The sequence below is a fragment of the Botrimarina colliarenosi genome (assembly GCF_007859955.1).
Classification (GTDB): domain Bacteria; phylum Planctomycetota; class Planctomycetia; order Pirellulales; family Lacipirellulaceae; genus Botrimarina; species Botrimarina colliarenosi.
In genome coordinates, this window is sequence record NZ_SJPR01000001.1 from 1511075 (window position 1) to 1531873 (window position 20799).

Annotated in this window: 6 protein-coding genes; all 6 read left to right on the forward strand. The window is 62.4% G+C overall.

The annotated features are described in order from the left end of the window. Nucleotides 1–469: 469 nt before the first annotated feature. The 6 genes from Pla108_RS20865 (at nucleotide 470) to Pla108_RS05965 (ending at nucleotide 20741) form a co-directional block, all read left to right on the forward strand. Nucleotides 470–607, forward strand: coding sequence for a hypothetical protein (locus tag Pla108_RS20865; protein WP_197526279.1), 138 nt, complete (start codon nucleotides 470–472; stop codon nucleotides 605–607). A 353-nt stretch (nucleotides 608–960) separates the two neighbouring features. Further along, nucleotides 961–1965: a LacI family DNA-binding transcriptional regulator gene (locus Pla108_RS05945; protein ID WP_146443951.1), complete on the forward strand. Its 1005-nt coding sequence runs from the start codon at nucleotides 961–963 to the stop codon at nucleotides 1963–1965. Between the two features lie 386 nt (nucleotides 1966–2351). After that, entirely contained in the window at nucleotides 2352–6848 is a 4497-nt protein-coding gene (locus tag Pla108_RS05950; RefSeq protein ID WP_197526280.1) for a beta strand repeat-containing protein, read from the forward strand. Nucleotides 6849–7145: 297 nt separating this feature from the next. Continuing rightward, the gene (locus Pla108_RS05955) at nucleotides 7146–8219 is read left to right on the forward strand and encodes a DUF1559 family PulG-like putative transporter (RefSeq protein WP_390615419.1); all 1074 of its coding nucleotides are present in this window, start codon (nucleotides 7146–7148) and stop codon (nucleotides 8217–8219) included. A 786-nt stretch (nucleotides 8220–9005) separates the two neighbouring features. After that, nucleotides 9006–17702, forward strand: a complete 8697-nt coding sequence (locus Pla108_RS05960) for a glycoside hydrolase family 98 domain-containing protein (RefSeq protein ID WP_146443954.1) — start codon at nucleotides 9006–9008, stop codon at nucleotides 17700–17702. A 147-nt stretch (nucleotides 17703–17849) separates the two neighbouring features. Further along, nucleotides 17850–20741, forward strand: a complete 2892-nt coding sequence (locus Pla108_RS05965) for a BNR-4 repeat-containing protein (protein ID WP_146443955.1) — start codon at nucleotides 17850–17852, stop codon at nucleotides 20739–20741. The last annotated feature ends 58 nt before the right edge of the window (nucleotides 20742–20799 follow it).

Genomic DNA, 20799 nt, shown 5'->3' on the forward strand with positions numbered 1-20799 from the left:
CAGGGGGGCGTGACCTTGTCGTCGCTTACTTCCTTGGCTGTCTCCAACTCCAGGCTTCGCTGCCTCCAACGTCACGATTCCGCGTTTGAACAAAAGGAAGTGATACCTTCCCCTCTCTCCGGGTCTCTCCGACCGCGCCGCGGGCGCCGAATTAAAACGCCTGCGTCGAGCGATGGATCGGCTCGCTACGGCGCGAGCGCCTGAGCCGCTTCGTCGCCTTCGTCATCGCTCACTTTCGACGGAATCGTTCCTGAATGAGGCAACTGTCACGATGAGCAGACGCCCTACCAGCGGAGGGACGCTTTGCCACCAACCGGCGTCTGGTCAGACGATGATGAGCCGCCAAGCCACGATGAGCAAGTTGTCTGCCGAACTCGGCACGGCGGCGCTTTGTAGAAACTACGAGCGCGTCGCAACGTGAGGGAAGCCAGTCTAACGCACTCAGATCCGATGGCTGTCTAGGCCACGCATGCAATCTCGCGCCGTCGCTCGTGACAATCGGGCCGTCATCAGCAGCAACTTACGACTCGCCGAGCATTCCGTAGCCGAATCGACCTACGAACACCTATCGATGTGCTGGACTAACTTCCTGCACACGACGGGATGACGTCGAACGAGCGGCGCCAACGGGAGATCGATCGGCGCTAGCCGGTCGATTTTCCGTGGCGACCCGTTGAGTAGGGCGCCCGACGGCTACCTCAGCGACCCTCGGTCGCCGCGGCCGACGCAAAACTGGCACCGCTGTCACAATAGGTGGGAATTCGCTTGACAATCGCTCGGGCTGGCAATAAGTTCGGACGTTGTGAGGGGAGTTGGCGCGCAGTAGGATTCGCTGCCGTCTCTCTTCCCAGGCAACCTTATCGAGTAAAGAGCCACGCGACCTTGTCCAAAAGAGAGTCGCTGTCAGAAAACGGCAGCGATGCCATTTCGCCCTAGCCAATCCGGCTTCACTGGCTTTCTATGGCTGTCACGATCGATCAGATCGCCGAACGTGCTGGCGTCTCCGCCTCCACGGTTGCTCGTGTTCTTCGCGGTGACGTGAAGGGTGTTCAGGAGCGCAGTGCCCGAAAGTCGCGGGAGATTCTCCGCATCTCTGAGGAACTCGGCTACCAGCCGAATTGGCGTGCGCGAGCTCTATCAAGGGGGAAAACTCACACGATCGGTCTCCTGTATTCCAACCCAAGGTGGATCTTCGAAGACCCGATGAACGAGATTGCAACGTCGTTCACGGAGACCCTGCAGACAGAGAACTACGACATTCGTTTGGTCCCGGTTACCGAAACCGGCGACTGGAAGGAACTTGTCCTTGGCGGGGCCGTCGATGGCTTGGCGTTTCTGCTGCATGTTCCTGAGCCGGCCCAACCAATCGTGCTTGAGAGGCGGCTCCCGACCATCTTGCTGGGCGAAAAATTCGGCGGGCTGCAGCATGTGGTGACTGACGATGTTTCGGGTGGACGTTTAGCGACGCGGCACCTCTTGGGGCTCGGACACAAACGGATTGCGCTCTACGTGAATGAGTCCATTCGCGATCACGTGAGCGTCAATGAGCGTCGGCAAGGTTTCGAGCAAGCGATGCGTGAAGCAGGCCACGATCGCAAGGCCGAGGTCTGGCGTTGCAGCACCGACGATGTCATGCAGCGACTTCTCTCGGGAGACGCCCCTACTGCCGTGATTTGCTATTGCCACGTGGAGGCGCTCGAACTGATGCACGCTTGCTGGTCACACGGCGTGTCTGTCCCAACCGACCTTAGTCTGATCGCCTTCAACGACATCGCGGCGACTCGCTTCACGACCCCGCCGTTAACCGTCATTCGTTTCGACACGAGCGAAATAGGCGCAATCGGCGCTAGGAGATTGGTAGCCCGAATAGCGTCGCCGGAAGAAGCAACCGATGAAGATTCCGTGGTTAGGCAGCAGCTTGTGCTACGCGGCACGACGGCGCCCCCCGCTAAACGCTCTTCCTAGCTGTTCAACGCTGGCATTATCCGACTCGAGGACCGTTCGCATGTACCGATCGCATTCCAACTAGTCATCCACGCCTGCTCTCGTTACCCACTATTCAAGATTTGTCTGTTCGTGATGCTTCCTAAGTTCGTTGAAGCCCTCGATTAGCAAGCTATCTACTCCGCTCTTTTCTTATCGTTAACCAGCTCCCCTCATGGGCCACAGGCGCGTTCAGTGCTCTGCCGGCAAAGGCTGACGGCTCGGGTCGGCTCCAGCTCGCAGAAAGCATCCGTAGCACGCCTTGTAGTTCATGAAGCCTAGGAACCCACCGTAGGGATTCCGTAAGCCGTACTTCGGCCTCTCTTCGTTGATCTGGACCTCTCCTCTGATGCAGCAGGATGAACCTGATGAAAGCGACATTAGCTTTTTTGCTTTGCTTGGTGTTGGGCTTAGTGTTGGGCGCCGCACCTGCACAGGCGGTCATCATCGTGTCCGGTACGGACAGCGGTAGCTATGATTCGTCGGGGGGCGCTGGGAGCGTCGACTACTCGCTCCAGGGTTCAGGAAACGCACTCGTTTTCGGCACCTACATCGACAACAACTACACGCCCTCCAGCATTCAGTTTGGCGGCATGGCCGCGGACGGCTTCGTCCAAGATGGTCGAACGTCTCTGTTCTACTTCTACGACCCAGCCGCCACGGGATCCTTCTCATTCGATGTCACTGCCGGCAGCACCAATTCGGCTTTCTTCATCTACGAGTTGAGCAACGTCGATACGTCGGTCGTCCCTGACTTAGGGACGGGGACCTCGATAACAACGACATCGGACAATCGGTTCATAACGAGCTTTGTTGGCGTTAACAACGCTGACGGATCAGTGCTTACTTCCACGGGCGTCCAGTCGCTCTTCGGGGTCGGGAACGCCAACGGCGCGACCGGCGGTGGCGCGATCGGCGCCGGCATTGCCGATGAGTTGGCCACGGGGGTCGCGGGGCTGAACACTCTGACTTGGGACTTTGGCGGCAACGGATTTGGCCAGGGCGATGTCTCTGCCGCCTTCGTCGGTTTGGCCGGCGGGCCGGTGTCGTGGTCCTTCAACGGCGGCGGCAATTGGAGCGACAACGGCAATTGGAACGGCGGAGCGCCGAGCAGCGGTGGCGAGGCTCTGCTGGGCAACGTCCTCAGCGCAGCGAATTCTCCGGCGACCATTGTTCTCGACACCCCCGGAATCAACCTCAGCAAGCTGACGATCAGCAACCCCAACCGTTACCTCATCGCCGGTCCGCAAACGCTGACGCTGAGCGGCGACTCGGAGATCTCGGTCGGGGGCGGCACGCACGAGATCAGCGCGACGATCACCGGCTCTTCTGGCTTTGTAAAGAGCGGTGGAGACAACCTCATCCTGTCGGGCACGAACACCTTCACGGGCGGGACGAACGTCCTAGGAGGGTCGCTGCAATTGGCCAGCAGCGGCGCCCTGCCGGGCGATGTTAGCTTGGCCGCGGCTGGCGAGTTGAGTTTTGTTGAGGGATACAACGGCGCGTTTGCTGGGAACATCTCTGGCAGCGGCGCGGTCGTCCTGGCCAACTCGCTTACGACTGAAACGGTCACCTTCAACGGGGCCCAGTCGATGTCGGGAACCATCGACATCAACGGGGGCACGCTCGCCATCGGTGATAGCGGCGCCTTGGGAACGGCGGACGGCACGCTGGCGACCCGGACCCGCATCAGCGGCGACGAGCTAGGCGGCGTCGAAGACACGGGCAAGCTTGCCCTCACCGGGGGAGTGAACATTGCGAGCGAGTTTCTTGTCCTCGGTCCTCGGGCTAACGCGGCAATCGACGCAGTGCACCTGACGAGTGCGGGCAGCAACTCGTGGGCCGGCAACATCAAGGGCGAGGCGACCGGCGCGCAGTACAACATCGAGTCAACTTCCGGAACCCTGACGCTCAGCGGCACTCTCTCTGCCCCGGAAGGAGGCGGCGGGGCGGTGGCTTACGTCTTCTCCGGCGCCGGCAATACGAACTTGTCGGGCCGGATCACCGACGCCGAGACCAACGCCAGCGGGGAGCAGTTCGTCGGCGCGCCGAACGCCGAAGACAACGTGAGCCTCATCAAGCGTGGCTCCGGAACGCTGACAATCGGGACCGCCAGCACCTTACAGAGCGACTACTGGCAGGCGGGAACCGTCGTCGAAGGGGGTACGCTGGAAGTGCTCTCCAACGGCGCGAACGGCGGCGAGCTTTGGGGCCCGGTCGAAGTGCGCGGCGGGGCCGTGTTGGATGTCGATCACTTCTCCAACTACTCGACGCAGGTTGATCAACTCTTCTCCGGCGCCGGGACGATCAGGGCCCAAACTCTCTCACTTTTCGACGACGCCCTGGTTAGCCCCGGCGACGACGGCGTTGGCACGTTGACCGTCAACGGCAGCGTCGTGATGAATGGCGGCGGCGGTGGTGGCGGCACCTTGCAGTTCGAGTTGGGTGACACCACAACAATCGGTGATAGCGATCGCATCAGCGTCAGCGGCAACCTGACCACGGCCGGCGGAACACCGAACATGACGGTGAGCGTCGTAGCGGCCGAAGGCAGCCTCGCTGCGGGTCAGTACACGCTGATCTCTCACGGCGGCGGCGCGATCAACGTCAGCGGTCTGACGCCTGCGTTCTTGGATTCTCTAGGCAACCCGCTCACGACGCGCCAGTCCCTGGCGATCAGCTCGACGAGCGGCGCGGTCAACCTTGACGTGACGGGCACGGCGGGGAACCTCACCTGGACGGGCGCCAACGGAACCGCTTGGAACAAGAACACATCGCAGAACTGGACCGACGGTAGCCCCCAAGTCTTCTTCGATCTCGATCAGGTGACGTTCAACGACACGGCTGGTGCGAACAGCACGGTCGATATCTCAGGTGAGGACGTTTATCCTTCGGTTGTCACTTTCAATAGCTCAACAGGCAACACTTATACGCTCACCGGCACGAACGGCTTCGGTGGTCAGACGCCGATCAACCTGACCGGTGACGTCACGGTTTCTCTCGGTAACACCAATACCCTCGAGGGAGACATCAGTCTTGCCGCCGGTACGACTCTCGAAATCAACGGGGGAACCCATACGTTCTCGGGCGAGATCAGTGGCGCTGGCGCCCTTGTCTTCCAAACGGGCGCCAATCTCGATGGCGTCAATACCTACACCGGCCCCGTGACGATCAATGGCGGCACCATTTTCCCCATCTCCCCGACCGCCTTCGGAACCGCTGATGCAGGGACCACGCTCAACGGTGGGTCGATCTGGTACAACTTCCAAAACGTGGCGGTCGCTGAGCCGATGACCTTCAACGGCGGCAGCATCATTGTCGCCGGTAACGCCGCCTCGGCGGTGAGTTTCTCCGGCCCCGTCACGGTGAACGCCGGCGGCGGCACCTTCCTGGTCAACGGTGGCCTGGGTGACGACGCGCTGGCGATCACCAACGAGGTCTCGGGTTCCGCCTCAGGCGCGGTGACGGTGAACGTCGGGCCGAACTCCGTGGCGACCCTTACCGCAAACGTCACGAACAACGGGACGTTGAGCAAGGTTGGCACCGGCACGCTCGCTATTGGCGCCTCGGCGGCGGTCTCTTCTCCGATGATCGAGGTTAACGGCGGCACGCTAGACGTTACCGCCAAACCCTCGCTCGTGCTCGCCGACGGGCAGATGCTGACGGGCAACCTCAGCACGGTCAGCGGCAATGTCACGGCGGGTAGCGGATCGACGATCCGCGTCGGCGGCGCCGGTTTGCCGCTGTCGGACGCGGTCTATGTCGATGCTTCCTGGGGCGCTGTCGACAGCAACACTACGTTGGTGGGTGGCGGAGTTCTGACTCCGATCAACAACGTGTTCGGCAATCAGCCGGAATGGAACGCCCGTTCCCCGTTCGGTAACGGCGGCAGTGTCTTGCAAGGTCAGACCGGCGAAGCGAATCCCAACTCGGCTCCCGTCCTAGTAACCACGGTCGATGGACTCCAGCCCAGTCAGGAGTACGAGGTCTGGGTCAATTACTGGAATGACGGCTCGGGATGGCGTGTGCTCGCTGGAGATTCCGAGAGCAATCTGACGCTTTACGAGCCAGCCAATAGCGTCGCCGCTTCGACTCTGACCTACCCCACGCTTGTGCTAACAACGGAAGGAAACCGAACGATGCTCGCCGGAAGCCTTGGCACGTTCACCGCCAACGCGATGGGTGAGATCGAGGTGTTCATCGACGAAAGCAGCGCAACGGGCGGCGGAAACCGGGCCTGGTACGACGGGCTGTCGGTCTCCGTACAGGAGATCATCGGCGCCACCCTGACGGTCACTGGCGACGTATCGATGGACGGCGGGTCTACCCTATCGCTGGACCTTGGAACGCCTGTGAACTCCGACCTTCTGAGCGTCACTGGAAACCTTGAAGCCAGCGGAACCCTCGATCTCACGCTTGACGGACAGGCTCCGGATCCCTCACTGGGCGACGTGTTTAACGTCTTGGACTTCGCGACCGCTAGCGGCTCCTTTGACTCCATCTTCGTGCCGGGGTTGGGTGCGGACCTGACCTGGGACACGACGAGCCTCTTCACTACCGGGGAGCTGAGCGTCGTTGCGTTCGATGGATTGCTAGGCGATTTCAACGACGACGGAATCGTCAATGCCGGCGACTACACCGTCTGGCGCGACAATCTCGGAACAAGCTTTGACCTCAACGGCAACGGCAACGAGCTCGCCGACAGCACGGGCCTCGTGGACATGGCTGACTACAAGATTTGGGCGTCTAACTACGGCGCCGTGGCGACGTCGCTTACCCTCAGCGTGCCCGAGCCGTCGGCTTTGGTGTTGGTGTTGGCCGCCGCAGGCTTGTTCGCCAGCCGTCGGCGGGGTGCTTTGAACTGATGCGGGGTTGGGGGGCAAGCTGACATGCCGTGCCGCCACGTGGCGGCACGGCATCTGCCCATTGCCTTGCGGATTGAGGAAGAGGCTCTTCATCACAGAAACAGACGCTATCCAAGATCAAGTCCATTCGAGCCCCCACGCCTGGCTTCCATGAACGGCTTCTACGGCGACCAGGCGACGGGCAAGGTGAGTGAAGCGGCTTCCTCTGTCCCGCCCCTGTGGCTCACAACTCTCCACACAACAACGCAAAGGAGTCGAGCGATGGCGACTGAGACGATTCTTGCCACTCGGGCACGAATGCGGTTGGCATTCACTCTCGTTGAGCTGCTGGTCGTGATCGCGATCATCGGCATTCTGGTCGCGTTGCTCTTGCCGGCTGTCCAGGCGGCCCGCGAAGCGGCTCGGCGCACCCAATGCACCAATCAGCTCCGCCAGCTAGCCATTGCGGTGCACAATTACGAATCGACCAACGGCAGTGCGCCGGGGGGGTCGGGGTACCCTAACTATTTCGACGCCCGTCTCTGGCAGAACGGCGACCAGGTCTACTGGAACTGGATGACCGCCCTCATGCCTTATATCGAGCAGCAGAGCGTCTTCGACTCGCTCAATATGACAAAAGGGGCTGCTGCCGGAACTTGGCCAGGGAATGGCGTACTGACGGATCGGGCGACGAACGTTGGCATCGCCGCTACCGTACAGATTCCCGAGTTGCTTTGCCCAAGCGACCCGTTCTTCTCGATCGCCATGAAGGCAAATTCCGCCGCGCTGTCGGCCGATCTCCAGCCCATCAAGATCTTCGGGATCGAGAATCCGCCCGCCTCGCAGGGGAACTCGTACATCGGCTCGTTGGGGCCAACCATCCAAGACTTCTGCACCTTTGACAATGCGGCCGACGTCTGCATGGGACGCAACTGGGGAACGCCCGACCCGGCCAGCTATGCGTCCGATTGTTTTGGGTCCGACAATTGCGTTCAGTCCGGCGCTTGCGTCGGAATGTTCTGCCGGAACCCCGAGGGTGTAAAGTTCAGCAAGGTTAAGGACGGCTTATCGAAGACCTACATGCTGGGCGAGACACTCGCCGACGACAGCAACCGCAATTGCGTCTTCTGCCTCAACACGCCCTTGGCGGGCACGCAGACCCCGATCAATACGCCGGGCAATTACAAGGACGGCATCCCCAACGCCTACTACCTCTTCAACAGCTTCAAGAGCGAACATCCGAGTGGCGCCAATATGGCGATGGGGGATGGGTCGGTCCAGTTCGTTCAGGACACGATCGACTACCTCGTGTGGAGCCAGACCGGGACAACTGCCGGCAGCGATTTTTCGGGTGATAAGCTGCAGGGGACGATCAACGAACCTCCCCGGTAAACGTTACGAGCACACCACGCACTGTAGCGACCGGTCTCAGATGCCATTGCAAGGAAGTGTTTACAGACGCCGACGTTTTAATACTCCGACTAATAGCAGTTGAGATGCGGTCGGATCGCGGCGTTACGAATGGGTTAAAGCGACATCGATCTATCGGGTTAATATGAAGACGCCTCGACTTTTCAGTGTTTCCTTGATCGTGACGGTCTTTTGCCTGTTGGCAGTGGGTTGTAGTGATTCCGGCCTCCCGATGACCAAGGTTTCTGGCAACGTCACGATCGCCGGCGGACCGCCGCCTAATCCAGGTCAGATTATCTTCACTCAGGTCGCTGGCACCGGTCGAGAAGGCCTGCCGAGCCGGCCGGCAATGGCGACTTTCCAAACGGACGGCGAGTTTGCAGCGCGAACGTTTGAAGACGGAGATGGCCTCCTGCCGGGGACCTACACGGTGAGGATTGATTGTTTCTCCGGGCCTCTTGGCGAGGGGAAATCCCCGAGAGAACTCAGCTTGGTCCCATCCGGTTGGGCGCCTGAGAAGCTGTCGATAACCGGCGAAGAGCGTTCCGTGACCGTCAACTTTGATGTGCCACGCAAACGGTAGCACGCCTTCACGACGATGCTCCGTGGCCTCGTCCTCCAGTAAGACGCCGTGTCGCCAGCCGACATCGATCCCAGCTTCTGTCACTAGCGGGCGCCGATTCAATGCGATCGCAGGCCCAGCGCCTTCACCGGCGGAGTGTGCAATCCTACTAGGAACCGAGACCTCAGCGATTCGGATCAGAGAGCATGGCAAAGCGTTCAAGGAATCCCAAGCGCTGGCGAGGCTCGGCGGCCCTCCAAAATTCGCGACGGCTCAGTGCTCACGGGTCTGGTCAGGAGCGGCCAAGTTTCGAGCCGCTCGAGCAACGCCTCGTCCTTTCTGCGGCGCCCGTCCAGTTATCGGCGACATGGAGCGCCGAAGCGGCGCTCTTTGGCGACTACAACCGCGACGGGGCGGTTGACGCAGCCGACTATACGGTTTGGCGCGACGCCTTCGGCGGAGTACAGACGCCGGGGGAGGGCGCCGATGGCAGCGGGGACGGCAGAGTCGACGAGCAAGACCATGCGTTCTGGTCCGCCAACTACGGAGCCGATTCCGCAGAGGGACGCGTCGAACTCGCTTGGGAGGCGGCCCCCGGCGCGACCAGCTACAACGTCAAGCGTTCGGCGACGCCCGATGGACCCTACTCGACGATCGCAACAGGAGTGATCGGCGACCGCTTCAGCGATCCGGCGCCGCCGGGAGTCGAGCACTACTACGTAATCACCGCCATCGTCGATGGCGTCGAAAGTGAGGTCAGCAACGTGGCGACGCCGCCGCGCGTCTTGCAGGCCGAGGACGCAACTCTCTCGGGCGCCGTCGAAGCGTCGGTCGGCTCGGGTTTCTTCGGCGACGGCTACGTGAGCTACACGTCCGCGACTGGCGGCTACATCGAATGGACCGTCTCTGCCGCTGAGCGGGGCCAACACGGTCTCGGGTTTCGGTACGCGCTCGACTCGACGCTTTCGCGTTCGTTGGAGTTATCCGTCAACGGACAGCTGATCAACCCCGAGTTCATCTTCGGCACGTCCGGCGACGGGTCCAACTGGAAAGAGCTGACGGCCTCGACCCTCCTAGAGGCCGGAGCGAACACCATCCGCCTCACAACGACGGGTCTAGGCGGCGGCGCGTTCGACCAGCTGACCGTCACGCCGCTGATTCACCAGACCCCCGCCGAGAGCAACCTGCGACGGCCGATCTCGCCAGAGCAGCCGATGTGGCTGGTGCACATCGATACGTGGAACTACGCCGACCCGCAGAAGATCATCGACCTGATTCCGGAGGACCTCCGTCCTTACGTGGTGATGAACATCTCGCTGTCCATCAGCCACGACGCCGAGACGAGCCAGTTCCAAGTCGCCGAGTACGGCTACGAGATCGCCAAGTCATGGCTACGGGTCTGCGCCGAGAACCAGATGTGGGCGGTTATCCAGCACTCTAGCGGCGGGTTCGCTCAGTTCTCGGACTTTGACCTCTCGGTCTACGAGGAGTTTTACCGCGACTACCCGAACCTGATCGGCTTCAGCTACGCCGAACAGTTCTGGGGGTTCGATGACTCCAATGATCCGCTGTCGGCTAAATGGACCGATCGGATGGCCCACTTTGCCAACCTACTGGAACTGAGCAACCAGTACGGCGGCTACTTGATCGTCAGTTGGTGCGGGAACCAATGGAACGAGAGCATCAATCCGATCGCAATGATGAAGCGGTCGCCGGACTTCGCGCAAGCGGCCCGGGACTATACGGAGAACTACATCCTCTTCGAGAAGTACACCCAGCAGTCTTACCAACTCGACATGGAGAGCGTCACCCTGGGGGCGTACCTGTCGGGCTACAGCGGCAACTACGGAATCCGCTACGACGACACCGGCTGGACGGACGCCGACGGGAACCACGAAAACTTCACGCTGGTGACCGGTGCGGCGCCACAACTTGAGCACGCCTTGCTGACCGGCCAGACCGTGGTCGATGGCCCTGAGCTGATCTGGACGCAGAACTTCTACGAGACCAACCGCATCCCGGCGGGGAACGGCTACACCCAGCGGAACTGGGACACCTTCTCGCAGTTCGACAACGTCAGTTTCGACCTGTTCCGTAAGGTCCTAGACGGCACGGTGCGGATCCCGACCCGTGAGGAGGTAATCGAGCGAACCAAGGTCGTTGTCATCAACGACATCGATTCGGGCACGCCCGAGCAGGTTTACGCCTCGCCCCAGACGCTGTTCGAAGGGGTCTATGCCGTAGACGGCAACTACGAGAACAACAAAAGCTTCTTCAAGTCGTCGGGACGTTACCCCACCATTCCGACGGTGTTCGACCTGGACGACGACCTCGCCCAGACGTTCGAAGTGCAGATCGACCGGTCGGACTACAACACCATCTGGCCCACCCTCGGGGACAAGGTCGACGACCTCAATGCGTTGTTCCCGGAGGAGTACACCGGCGACTTGTATGCCGGAAGGCATGAGAACGCTTGGGTCGTGTACAACCCGTTCAAAACGGGGCAGACGGCCAGCGCCAGCATCCCGCTGAAGTACAACACCAGCGACCGTATGGAGTTGACCTTCTCCCAGTACACCACGGGGATCGTCAAGGAACACGCCGACAGCCTGTCGTTCTACCTCAACAACTACGACAACGTCATCGACACCGGTCTAAAGACCGACACCATCAAGATCTACGGCGCGACGTCGGAACCGAGTTGGTCGTACGCGGACCGAGCGAGCCACCAAGCCAGCGTCGTCACCAGCGACTGGACCGACGGGGTGTTCACCCTGACGGTTGAGCACAACGGCGCGATCGACATCACCGTCAACGCGGCCGGCGCCGCGGTTGATCGCCTAACCGAGTTCACGCCCGCGACGATCATCGCTCCGGATCGCCCATTGGCCTACACGGGCCCTCTCCAGCATGAGGCGGAGGTGTTCGACTACAGGAACATCAACAACGTCACGACAGCTGGGCAATGGGGGTCGATCCGCAACTATACGGGACAAGGCTACCTGAATTTCGGAACGAGCTCCTCGGCGGCGGTGAGGGATACGTTCAGCGTCCTCAAGGACGGCGTGTTCGAGCTCGAAACGCGGTACTCCGTCACCGGTTCGACGGTGACGACCGTCGATGTCTACGTGAACGGGGTCTTCGCCGGCACGCCGACTTTCACCCCGACCGCCTCGACGAGTGATTGGGCTGTCACCACGCTGGAGGTTTCGCTGACTGAAGGCGAGAACACGATCGAACTCCGCGCCCGATCGACGGGGGCGTCCAACCTCTACCTCGACAACATCGTCCTGGTCCCCACGGCCGACGGCAGTGGACTCGTGATCGAGGAAGGCGCGCCTAGTTTTGCCGGCGTCGACGGCGTGATCGAAGCCAGTCAGCCTGGCTACAACGGCGCCGGCTATGCGAACACGCAGAATGTGGCGGGCGCCAGCGTCGACTGGGTGCTTGACTTGGATGCATCAACCGTCAAGTCATTCACCTTTCGGTACGCTGGCGCGGGGAACCAGACCGCCGACCTCGTCGTGAACGGCGTGACGGTCGCTTCCGACATCCAGTTCACGTCGACAGGATCCCTCTCCGAGTGGGGCCTCGTAACCGCTTACGCAAGCGTGCCAGAGGGCGTCTCTGCGATCGAACTCGTGGCGACTAGCGCAACCGGTCTGCCGAACCTCGATCACTTGGAGTTGGTCGGCGGCGCGACTTGGTCACCGGGCGACTCGCCATTCATGCCGGTCGGGGTTTCTGTGACGGGCGCCACCGCGTCGCAGATCGATCTGGAATGGTGGCCCTCGCCCGGCGCTGACAGCTACGACGTCTTGCGCGCCACAGGTGACGGCGCCTACACGACCATTGCGACGGGCGTGACCGCTACCGACTACAGCGACGCCGGGCTGCAGGAGCTCACGGACTACCACTACGTGGTCGTGGCAGTGAACGCGAACGGCCCGAGCACGGCAAGCGCATCGGTGGTTGCCACGACCAAGACGACGCAGCCCCCGGCAGCGCCGGGCGGGTTGGCGGCCGTCGCCCTGGCGTTCAACGAGGCGTCCCTCTCTTGGACGGCCTCGCCAGGCGCCGAGAGCTATACCGTCAAGCGTGCGACGTCCATCGGCGGACCCTACGTCACGGTGGCGATCGGCGTGACCGGCGTCTCGTTCGCCGACACGGGGCTGTTCGCCGACTCGACCTATTACTACGTCGTTTCGGCCGTCAATGATGTCGGCGAGGGCCTCGCTAGCGTCGAAGCGAGCGTCGCGACGCCCGCTTCGGCGATGCTCGAACCGGTCGCGGACACCTACGTGCGAGACGGAGGGAGCGTCAATTCGAACTTCGGCGCCGACACCACGCTCGTGGTGAAGAACGACGGCGGCGCCGGCTTCACTCGGAATACGTTCCTGAGGTTCGACGTGAGCGACCTCGCCGACGCTTCGAGCGTGCTGCTGTCGCTGACGCCGTTTCAGATCGACAGCGGCGATCCGATGTGGGTCGAACTGGTGGTGGACGACAGTTGGAGCGAAACGGGCGCGACCTGGAACAACCAGCCGTCCGGAACTGGCACGGCGCTGGCGGTCGTGTCGGGCTTCGTCGTCGGCCAGCAGAAGACGATCGACATCATCAGTGCGGTTCTCAGCGAAGCGGCGGGCGATGGCGTGCTGTCGCTACGACTCTCGATGCCAAACGTCGGCAACAACTATATTGGCTTCCACTCGAGTGAGAGTGTTGCAGCCGGGACGCGCCCGCAACTGCTGGCGACGCTCCCGAACGCGGGCGCCCCGGCGCCGGGAACGCCAACCGGCCTCGACGCCACGGCCACGATCGCCACCCGCATCGACCTCGCCTGGACGCCGACTCCCGGCGCCAAGAGCTACAACGTCTATCGCTCGACAGTCGGCGGCGGTCCCTACGAACTGATCGCGGCCGGGGCGCCAGCGGGCAGCTACAGCGATGACAGCCTCGAAGCCGGCACGACTTACTATTACAGGGTCAGCGCGATCAACGGCGCCGGCGAAAGCTCGCTCAGCTCGGAAACGAGCGCGACCCCGGTCCCGGGACCTTTGATCGTCGAGGCCGAAGACGCGTTCCTTTCGGGAGCCGTCGTCGGGACCGAGTGGCTCGGCTTCACCGGGAGCGGCTACGCCGACTTCGTCACCCCAACGGGGGACTACGTCGAGTGGACCATCGCGGCGCCGACGGCGGGTAATTTCGAGTTTGCCTTCCGGTACGCGAATGGCGACTCGGCAGACCGCCCGCTGCGGCTGACCGTCAATGGAGAGATCCTCGTCAGCGGCATGGGCTTTGCGCCAACGGGCGGCTGGGATTCGTACACCTCGGTCACCGCGCAGGTCATTCTCACCGAAGGCGCCAACACCGTACGGCTCACGGCGATTGGTTCGAGTGGCGGCAACCTCGATCAGCTTACGGTGACTCCGATTACCGAGGGGATTGGTCGAATCACCGCCGCCACCGTCGGCGATGCGGGACAAGCCGGTCACGCCGCGCTAGCCACCTTCGACGCACCCGCGGCGGTCGTCGCGGCGCCGCGGGGGAGACCAATCCTCAACGCCGGTGGGACAACGTTTGTCGCCGACAACGGCGCCCTGTTGCGGGGGCCGTTCGCCTCGACCGAGTGGGGAAATCCGCCGCCGCTGAGCAACGTTCAGCAGATCAAGAACTACGGGGCGAACGCCGTCCATCTGTATGGCGAGGTGTTCGACCCCAATTACCAGTCGGGCGTGCCGGGTTCAGGAACGGCGCCCGGCTACGCGTTGAGTCGCATCGACCAGATGGTGCAGATGACCCGCGACGAGGGTCTCTATCTCGTTCTCACGATCGGCAATGGCGGAAACAACGGGAGCTTCAATTACGACTACGTGATGGATTTCTGGTCCCTCTACGCCAACCGTTACAAGGACGAGACCCACGTAATCTTCGAGGTCCAGAACGAGCCGCACGCCTGGTCGACCCCCTACCCGGATGCGGCCCTCCAGATGCAGGCCGACGCCTACACGCTGATCCGCTCGCTGGCGCCAGAAACGCCAATCCTCTTGTTCTCGATCGCGGTGCTGGGCGACGGCGCCTCGGCGCTCGCCGACATCAACGAGGTGTCGCAGGCGGCGTCGATCGACTGGACGAACACCGGAGTCGCGTTCCACGGCTACGCGGGCATGTCCACCATCCCTGCCGTAGAAATGCTCATAGACGCTGGGTACCCGGTCTTCATGACCGAGGTGGCCGGCGAAGAGTGGGGTTCGCAAGACCACGGCCTCGTGGTGGAGCAGATTTCGGAGTACGAGCGTCTGAGGATTTCTTGGCTCACGTTCCAGCACATCCCACCCAACTTCATCTCCTCGTCGATCTTTGCCCCCGAGACCTACAGCGACTTGATCGACAGGGCGGGCATCTCATGGACGCCTGACTTCGGCACGTTCCCGGCCCAGCGCGGGGTGTACGGCAACGGCGGGCTGCCACGGGTCACCGCCGGCCTCTCAGGGACGCTACGCATCGAGGCAGAGTCCTTCGACACCGGCGCGCAGGGCGTCGCCTACAGCGACACCGATGCCGTCAATGTGGGCGGCGCGCTGCGGACCGACGTGGGGGTCGATATCGAGTTGACCGACGACCGTAACGGCGACTTCAATCTGACCGACACGCAAGCCGGCGAATGGCTTGAGTACACGATCAACGTCCGTGAGCCCGGTTACTACACGCTGCGGCTGCGGGTGGCGAGCGCCTCAAGCGGCGCGGTGCGTCTCCTTCTGCACGAAGACGATAAGACCGGCGTCTGGCAGCTCCCCGCCACGGGCGGCGACCAAAACTGGACGACCGTCGAGCGGGAGGTTTATCTCGAGCCCGGCAGGCAAAAGGTCCGGCTGGAGGTTGTCACCGGCGGGTTCAACCTCAACTGGATCGAATTGGCGCCATCGACTGCGGGTCCTCTCCCCAACGGCATTTACAAGCTCGTCAATCGCAACAGTGGGCTGGCGCTCGAGAGGGGAACGTCGCAAGGGAGCGATGTCGTCGTTCAAAACGAGTACACCGGTTCGGCAAACGAGCGGTGGAGCCTCGTTCATCGCGGCGCCGGTCAGTACAGCATCGTCAGCGCCGCTGCGAGCAATTCGACCTGGAGCAACACGTACGCACCGGTCTTCTCTCAGGAGGGGGACGACCCGCTCGGGTTGACGCCGTGGGGCTTCGACAACGCCTCCGCACGGCGGTTCATCCTCGCGCCCGCCGGCGACGGCTTCTTCAACATCATCGTCGCCGACGAGGGGGGGAGCGTCGGCATGGCGGGCGGATCGACGGAGCTGGGTGACTTCGCTCAGTTCCTGCAGCGCTCCGACGGCGCCGAGCAGCAGTGGGCGATCGTTTCGCCGAGCACGCCGTCCTTTCCCACGGGACAGACGGCGACGTGGAGCAGCGATGCGGCGACGCCCGGCGACTACAACGGCGACGGCGTGGTGAACGCCGCCGACTACACCGTGTGGCGTGACAACCAGGGCGCCGCCACGGCGACGCCGGGGCAAGGCGCCGATGGCGATGGTGACGGAATGGTCGATTCCGACGACCACCGTTTCTGGGCCGACAACTACGGCGGCAGCGTCCCGGCCCGCCGTGTCGAGCTCTCATGGAGTTCCTCGCTGGGCGCCACGACCTACAACGTGAGTCGCGCGCCGAACGCCGGAGGACCCTATGTCGCCATCGCCACCGCCGTCACCGGGACGCGCTTTAGCGACCCCGCCCCCGAGGAGGGCGACTACTACTACGTCGTCAGCGCGGTCGGCCCCGGCGGGGAGAGCCTGATTAGCTCTGAGGCGTTAGCGAAGAACGAGCGGTTTTTCCAGGAGGCCGGTGGAGTCGTCTCGATGGAGGCGGAGAACGGCACACGTGGCGGCCGTTGGACCACCGGCGATGACACCTCCGCATCGGGCGACGCCTACATCGAAGTTGATCCTGCGTACAACCACACCGGCAGCTCGCCGGCGGGGACGTCCGACGAGTTTGTCGTTAGGTACAACTTCAACATCTCGGCGGGGGGTGACTACGGGTTCTGGTTCCGTCTGTTGTCCAACTCGGCGGAAGACGACTCGTTCTTCTGGCGCCTCGATAACGGAAGTTGGAATCTGGAGAACAACCGCTCGGGCGTTGGAGCTTGGTTCTCGACCGATAACGCACAGGTCAACTCACTCGGCGCCGGCGATCACGTCTTGGAAATCTCTTACCGAGAGAACGGAACCCGGCTCGACAAGTTTGTCCTCCAGCTCGACAACTTGGCGGACCCCACGGGGGACGGTCCGGCGGAGAGCCTAGCGCCGCCGACACCGGGCGGCTTGGTGGCGACCACCACGTCCAGTTCGCAGATCGACCTCACGTGGTCGGCGTCGCCCAACGCGGCAAGCTACAACGTCCATCGCTCCACGATCGATGGCGGCTCTTACTCGGTCATCGCCACGGGCGTCACGGCGACCGGCTATAGCGACACCGGCCTCGTGTCGAGCACGGACTACTACTATGTGGTGAACGCCGTCAATGCTTTCGGTGAGAGTCTCAAGAGCGCCCAAGCCAGCGCCACAACCGACGGCAGCGGCATCGGCCGGATCGTAGCGACGGAGTCCGATCCCGAGACCCAGGCGGTCGGCCGAACTGCTCCGGTGGTGATCGGAGGCCGGTTCGCCGCCCCAAGAGGTCTAACCGCCCGGTTCACTCCGTCCGATGTCTCGTCGAATGACTTTGAGTCCCTGCTACTGACCGCGTCCCTGCGAGACGAGGCGTTGCAGTCAGCCGACTTAGTGAACTCCGATTTCGTTGGCGATCCAGTCCCCATTTCGCCCGACGACGATTCCGCTGAAGAGGCAAGCACGTGGCTTGATGAACTGGCCTCCGATCTGGTGATCGCTTGGTGATCGACACCAGGCAACCCTCGTTCGTTCGCCATGCAAACAAGTGCGACTCGCCATGCACCGCAATAGTTTGATGTCTCCGTATCTGCCGGGCGGCTCCGCCGCTTGATCGCGTCTTCTACTTTGTTGCACACCTCGGGCTCCTAAAAAATGAGCAAAGCGAACCTAACGACGTCATTGCTCGCATCGTGCCTGATTGCGATGACGCCAACTGCGGCCGTTGGTCGCATTGACCTGAACGTGATTAACGGCGGCTTTGAGACGGGCTCGCTGATGTCGATCCCCGCGGGGTGGAGCGTTGCGCCGGGGTCCAACCCGTTCTGGACCGGCGATAGTTCCCTAGCGGGCGCCGACCCGGGCGATGGCTACGCCGGTAGCAATCAGTTCATCTCCGCGAATTGGCCCTACGGCGGCTACAGCGACGCCGGCTCGCTCATCGGCGGGGAGGCGAATGCCGCCCTCCTTTACCAAGACATCGACCTCACCCCGTACGGTTCGCAAATCGGCGTGGGCGACTTGTACCTGGGACTGTCGTACGCCTACTTCGACAACGACCCAAACGACTTGGGTACGATTTCCTACGACTTCTTCGACGCCGGTGGCGGGATGCTGGGCGCGGGTTACGTCGGCGACACCCAAGCCGGAGGCGGTTGGGCGTTCGTCGAAAACCTGCAAGCGACCGAGGTCCCGTCGAACGCCGCACGGCTCCGCATTTCGCTCGGAGCAGAGCGGATTGGCGCCGGGACGCAGCGCAACATCGCGTTCGACGCCGTCGCCGCCAGCCTTCAGCCCCCACCGCCGCCCGGACCCGTCACCGACATAGTGCACGGCAATCTGATCCAGTTCGACAGCGACGGGAACTGGACCTGGTACACGGACGAACGGACGATCGTCGATCCGAATAACGGCCACGTGCTTGTCAATTCGGTCGGCTTTGACGAAACCGTGCAGGGGGGCGGCTACCCAGGCAACGTCGATGTGGTTGATTTCAACCCGACAACGGGGCGACGCGTTGTGACGCGGCTGTCGAATCAAACGAGCAACCCGGCCATCCAAAACGACGACCACAACGTCGGCGCCCTCCTGGTGCTTCCTGACGGCCGCTACCTGGCCATGTACGCCAATCACGGCAACAACGGCGGACTGGGGGACGAGTTCACCCGCTTCCGAGTTTCGACCAACCCCGGCGACAGCACCTCCTGGTCCGAGGAGAAGCTGTACAACTGGTTTGAGAACGTGCCTGGCGCGAGCACGCACCCCGGCGGGACCGCGGAGTTCGCCAACGTCAGCTACCACAACCTCTTCTATCTATCGGAAGAAGACCAGGTCTACGACATCTCGCGCAGTTACGGCCTGCTATCGACCAACGGCGCCGCGCAGAACATGCCGAATGTGCTTCGCTACGATCCGGATACGAACAGCGTCGAGTGGGCGGGGCAACTTCTGGAAAGCGACGCCCAGGGCTACTCGGCCTACCCGAAGTACGTCTCGAACGGCGTCGACCGCATTTACTTCGCCACCACCGAGACCCACCCGCGCAACTACAACAACAGCATCTTCGCGGGATACATCGAAGGGGGGCAGACCTTCGACCTGATGGGGAACACGGTCGACGACAACTTGTTCGACAGCAACGTCACGGCCGGAAACGGTTCCGTGCCGGACGTCACCGACTTTACGCTGGTTGCCTCGCCCGACCCCTTGGGGCAAGGAACGAACCGACTGTGGACTTCCGACGCCGCGCTCGACTCCAACGGCAACCTGATGGTGCTGTACACGTCGCGCTCGAACCCGGACGGGCTGACCAACGACGGTGGCACGAACAACCCAATCGACCATCGCCTGCACTTCGCCCACTGGAATCCGGCGACCTCGACTTGGGTGAACAAAGAGATCGCGCGGATGGGAGATCGCCTCTACGGGCCGGAGCAAGATTACACCGGAGTCGGAGCGTTGATCCCCGGTGACGAGAACACGCTCTACATCTCAACCTATATCGATCCGCGTGACCCAACCGGGCAGACCGAGACCTCCAATCACGAGATCTATCGGGGGAAGTACGACGGCTCTCAGTGGAACTGGCATGCCGTCACCGAGAACTCTTCGGTCGACAACCTCCGCCCCATCGCGCCCGACACGCACGGGGCGGCGCCGCAATCGGTGTTTTGGTTCCGGGGCGACTACAACACGGCCCACGACATCAATGCGGCGGTCGTTGGGATCATCGACCGGGATGAGATCGGCCCGAGCAGGCCCGTCACCTACGTCGACGCGACGCCGATCAACACCACCCGCACCGATGGTTCGCCAATCGCCTCGACAGCAGCGAGCAACGCCGCCGGCGCGGCGGACAATCTTTGGCATGAGCGGACGGGATTCGGCAACGGCGGTAGCGTGCTCGCTTCCAACGAATCGGGCGCCGAAGATGCTGCGGCTCTGAAGACAACGGTCACCGGCTTGGATGCCGGCGTTTACGAGGTGTTTGCCTACTTCTGGAGCGACAACGACGAGGATTGGCGTCTGCTGACGGGGCTTGAGAGCGACAATCTCATGGACTTCCGTAAGTACGGGTCGCAGCACGCCGACGAAGATCAATTCGATAACGCCGTGACGGTCGCCGCCAACAACAACGACCTCCTGCTCTATCGCGTCTACCTTGGTCGCGAAAGCGTCGCGGCGGGAGGGAGTATCGAAGTGTTTGTCGACGACTGGACGACCCTCAACGGGAGCCTCTCGCGCACCTGGTTTGACTGGGTTGGCTACTCGTTGGCGGCGCCGCTCTTGGCGGGCGACTACAACGGGGACGGCACGGTCGACGCCGCGGACTACACCGTCTGGCGAGACCTTCTCGGAACCACCGGACTGGCGGCGTACGCTTCCGCGGACGGCGATGGCGACGGCGAGATAACCCTGCTGGACTACGACATCTGGCGCAGCAACTACGGCGCAACGATCGACACCGTCTCGTCCCTAACGGCGCCCGAGCCCGGTAGCATCACGGTTCTGTTGCCGGCGTTGGCCGTGGCTAGACGGCTGCGATGACGCCGGCATGACCACAGCCTCCGACATTGAAAGGTTCGAGTCGACTAATCAACTCTCG

Coding starts and splice junctions, on each gene's coding strand:
- Pla108_RS05945 (WP_146443951.1), top strand. CDS start 961: ATGGCTGTCACGATCGATCAGATCGCCGAACGTGCTGGCGTCTCCGCC.
- Pla108_RS20865 (WP_197526279.1), top strand. CDS start 470: ATGCAATCTCGCGCCGTCGCTCGTGACAATCGGGCCGTCATCAGCAGC.
- Pla108_RS05960 (WP_146443954.1), top strand. CDS start 9,006: ATGGCAAAGCGTTCAAGGAATCCCAAGCGCTGGCGAGGCTCGGCGGCC.
- Pla108_RS05965 (WP_146443955.1), top strand. CDS start 17,850: ATGAGCAAAGCGAACCTAACGACGTCATTGCTCGCATCGTGCCTGATT.
- Pla108_RS05955 (WP_390615419.1), top strand. CDS start 7,146: ATGCGGTTGGCATTCACTCTCGTTGAGCTGCTGGTCGTGATCGCGATC.
- Pla108_RS05950 (WP_197526280.1), top strand. CDS start 2,352: ATGAAAGCGACATTAGCTTTTTTGCTTTGCTTGGTGTTGGGCTTAGTG.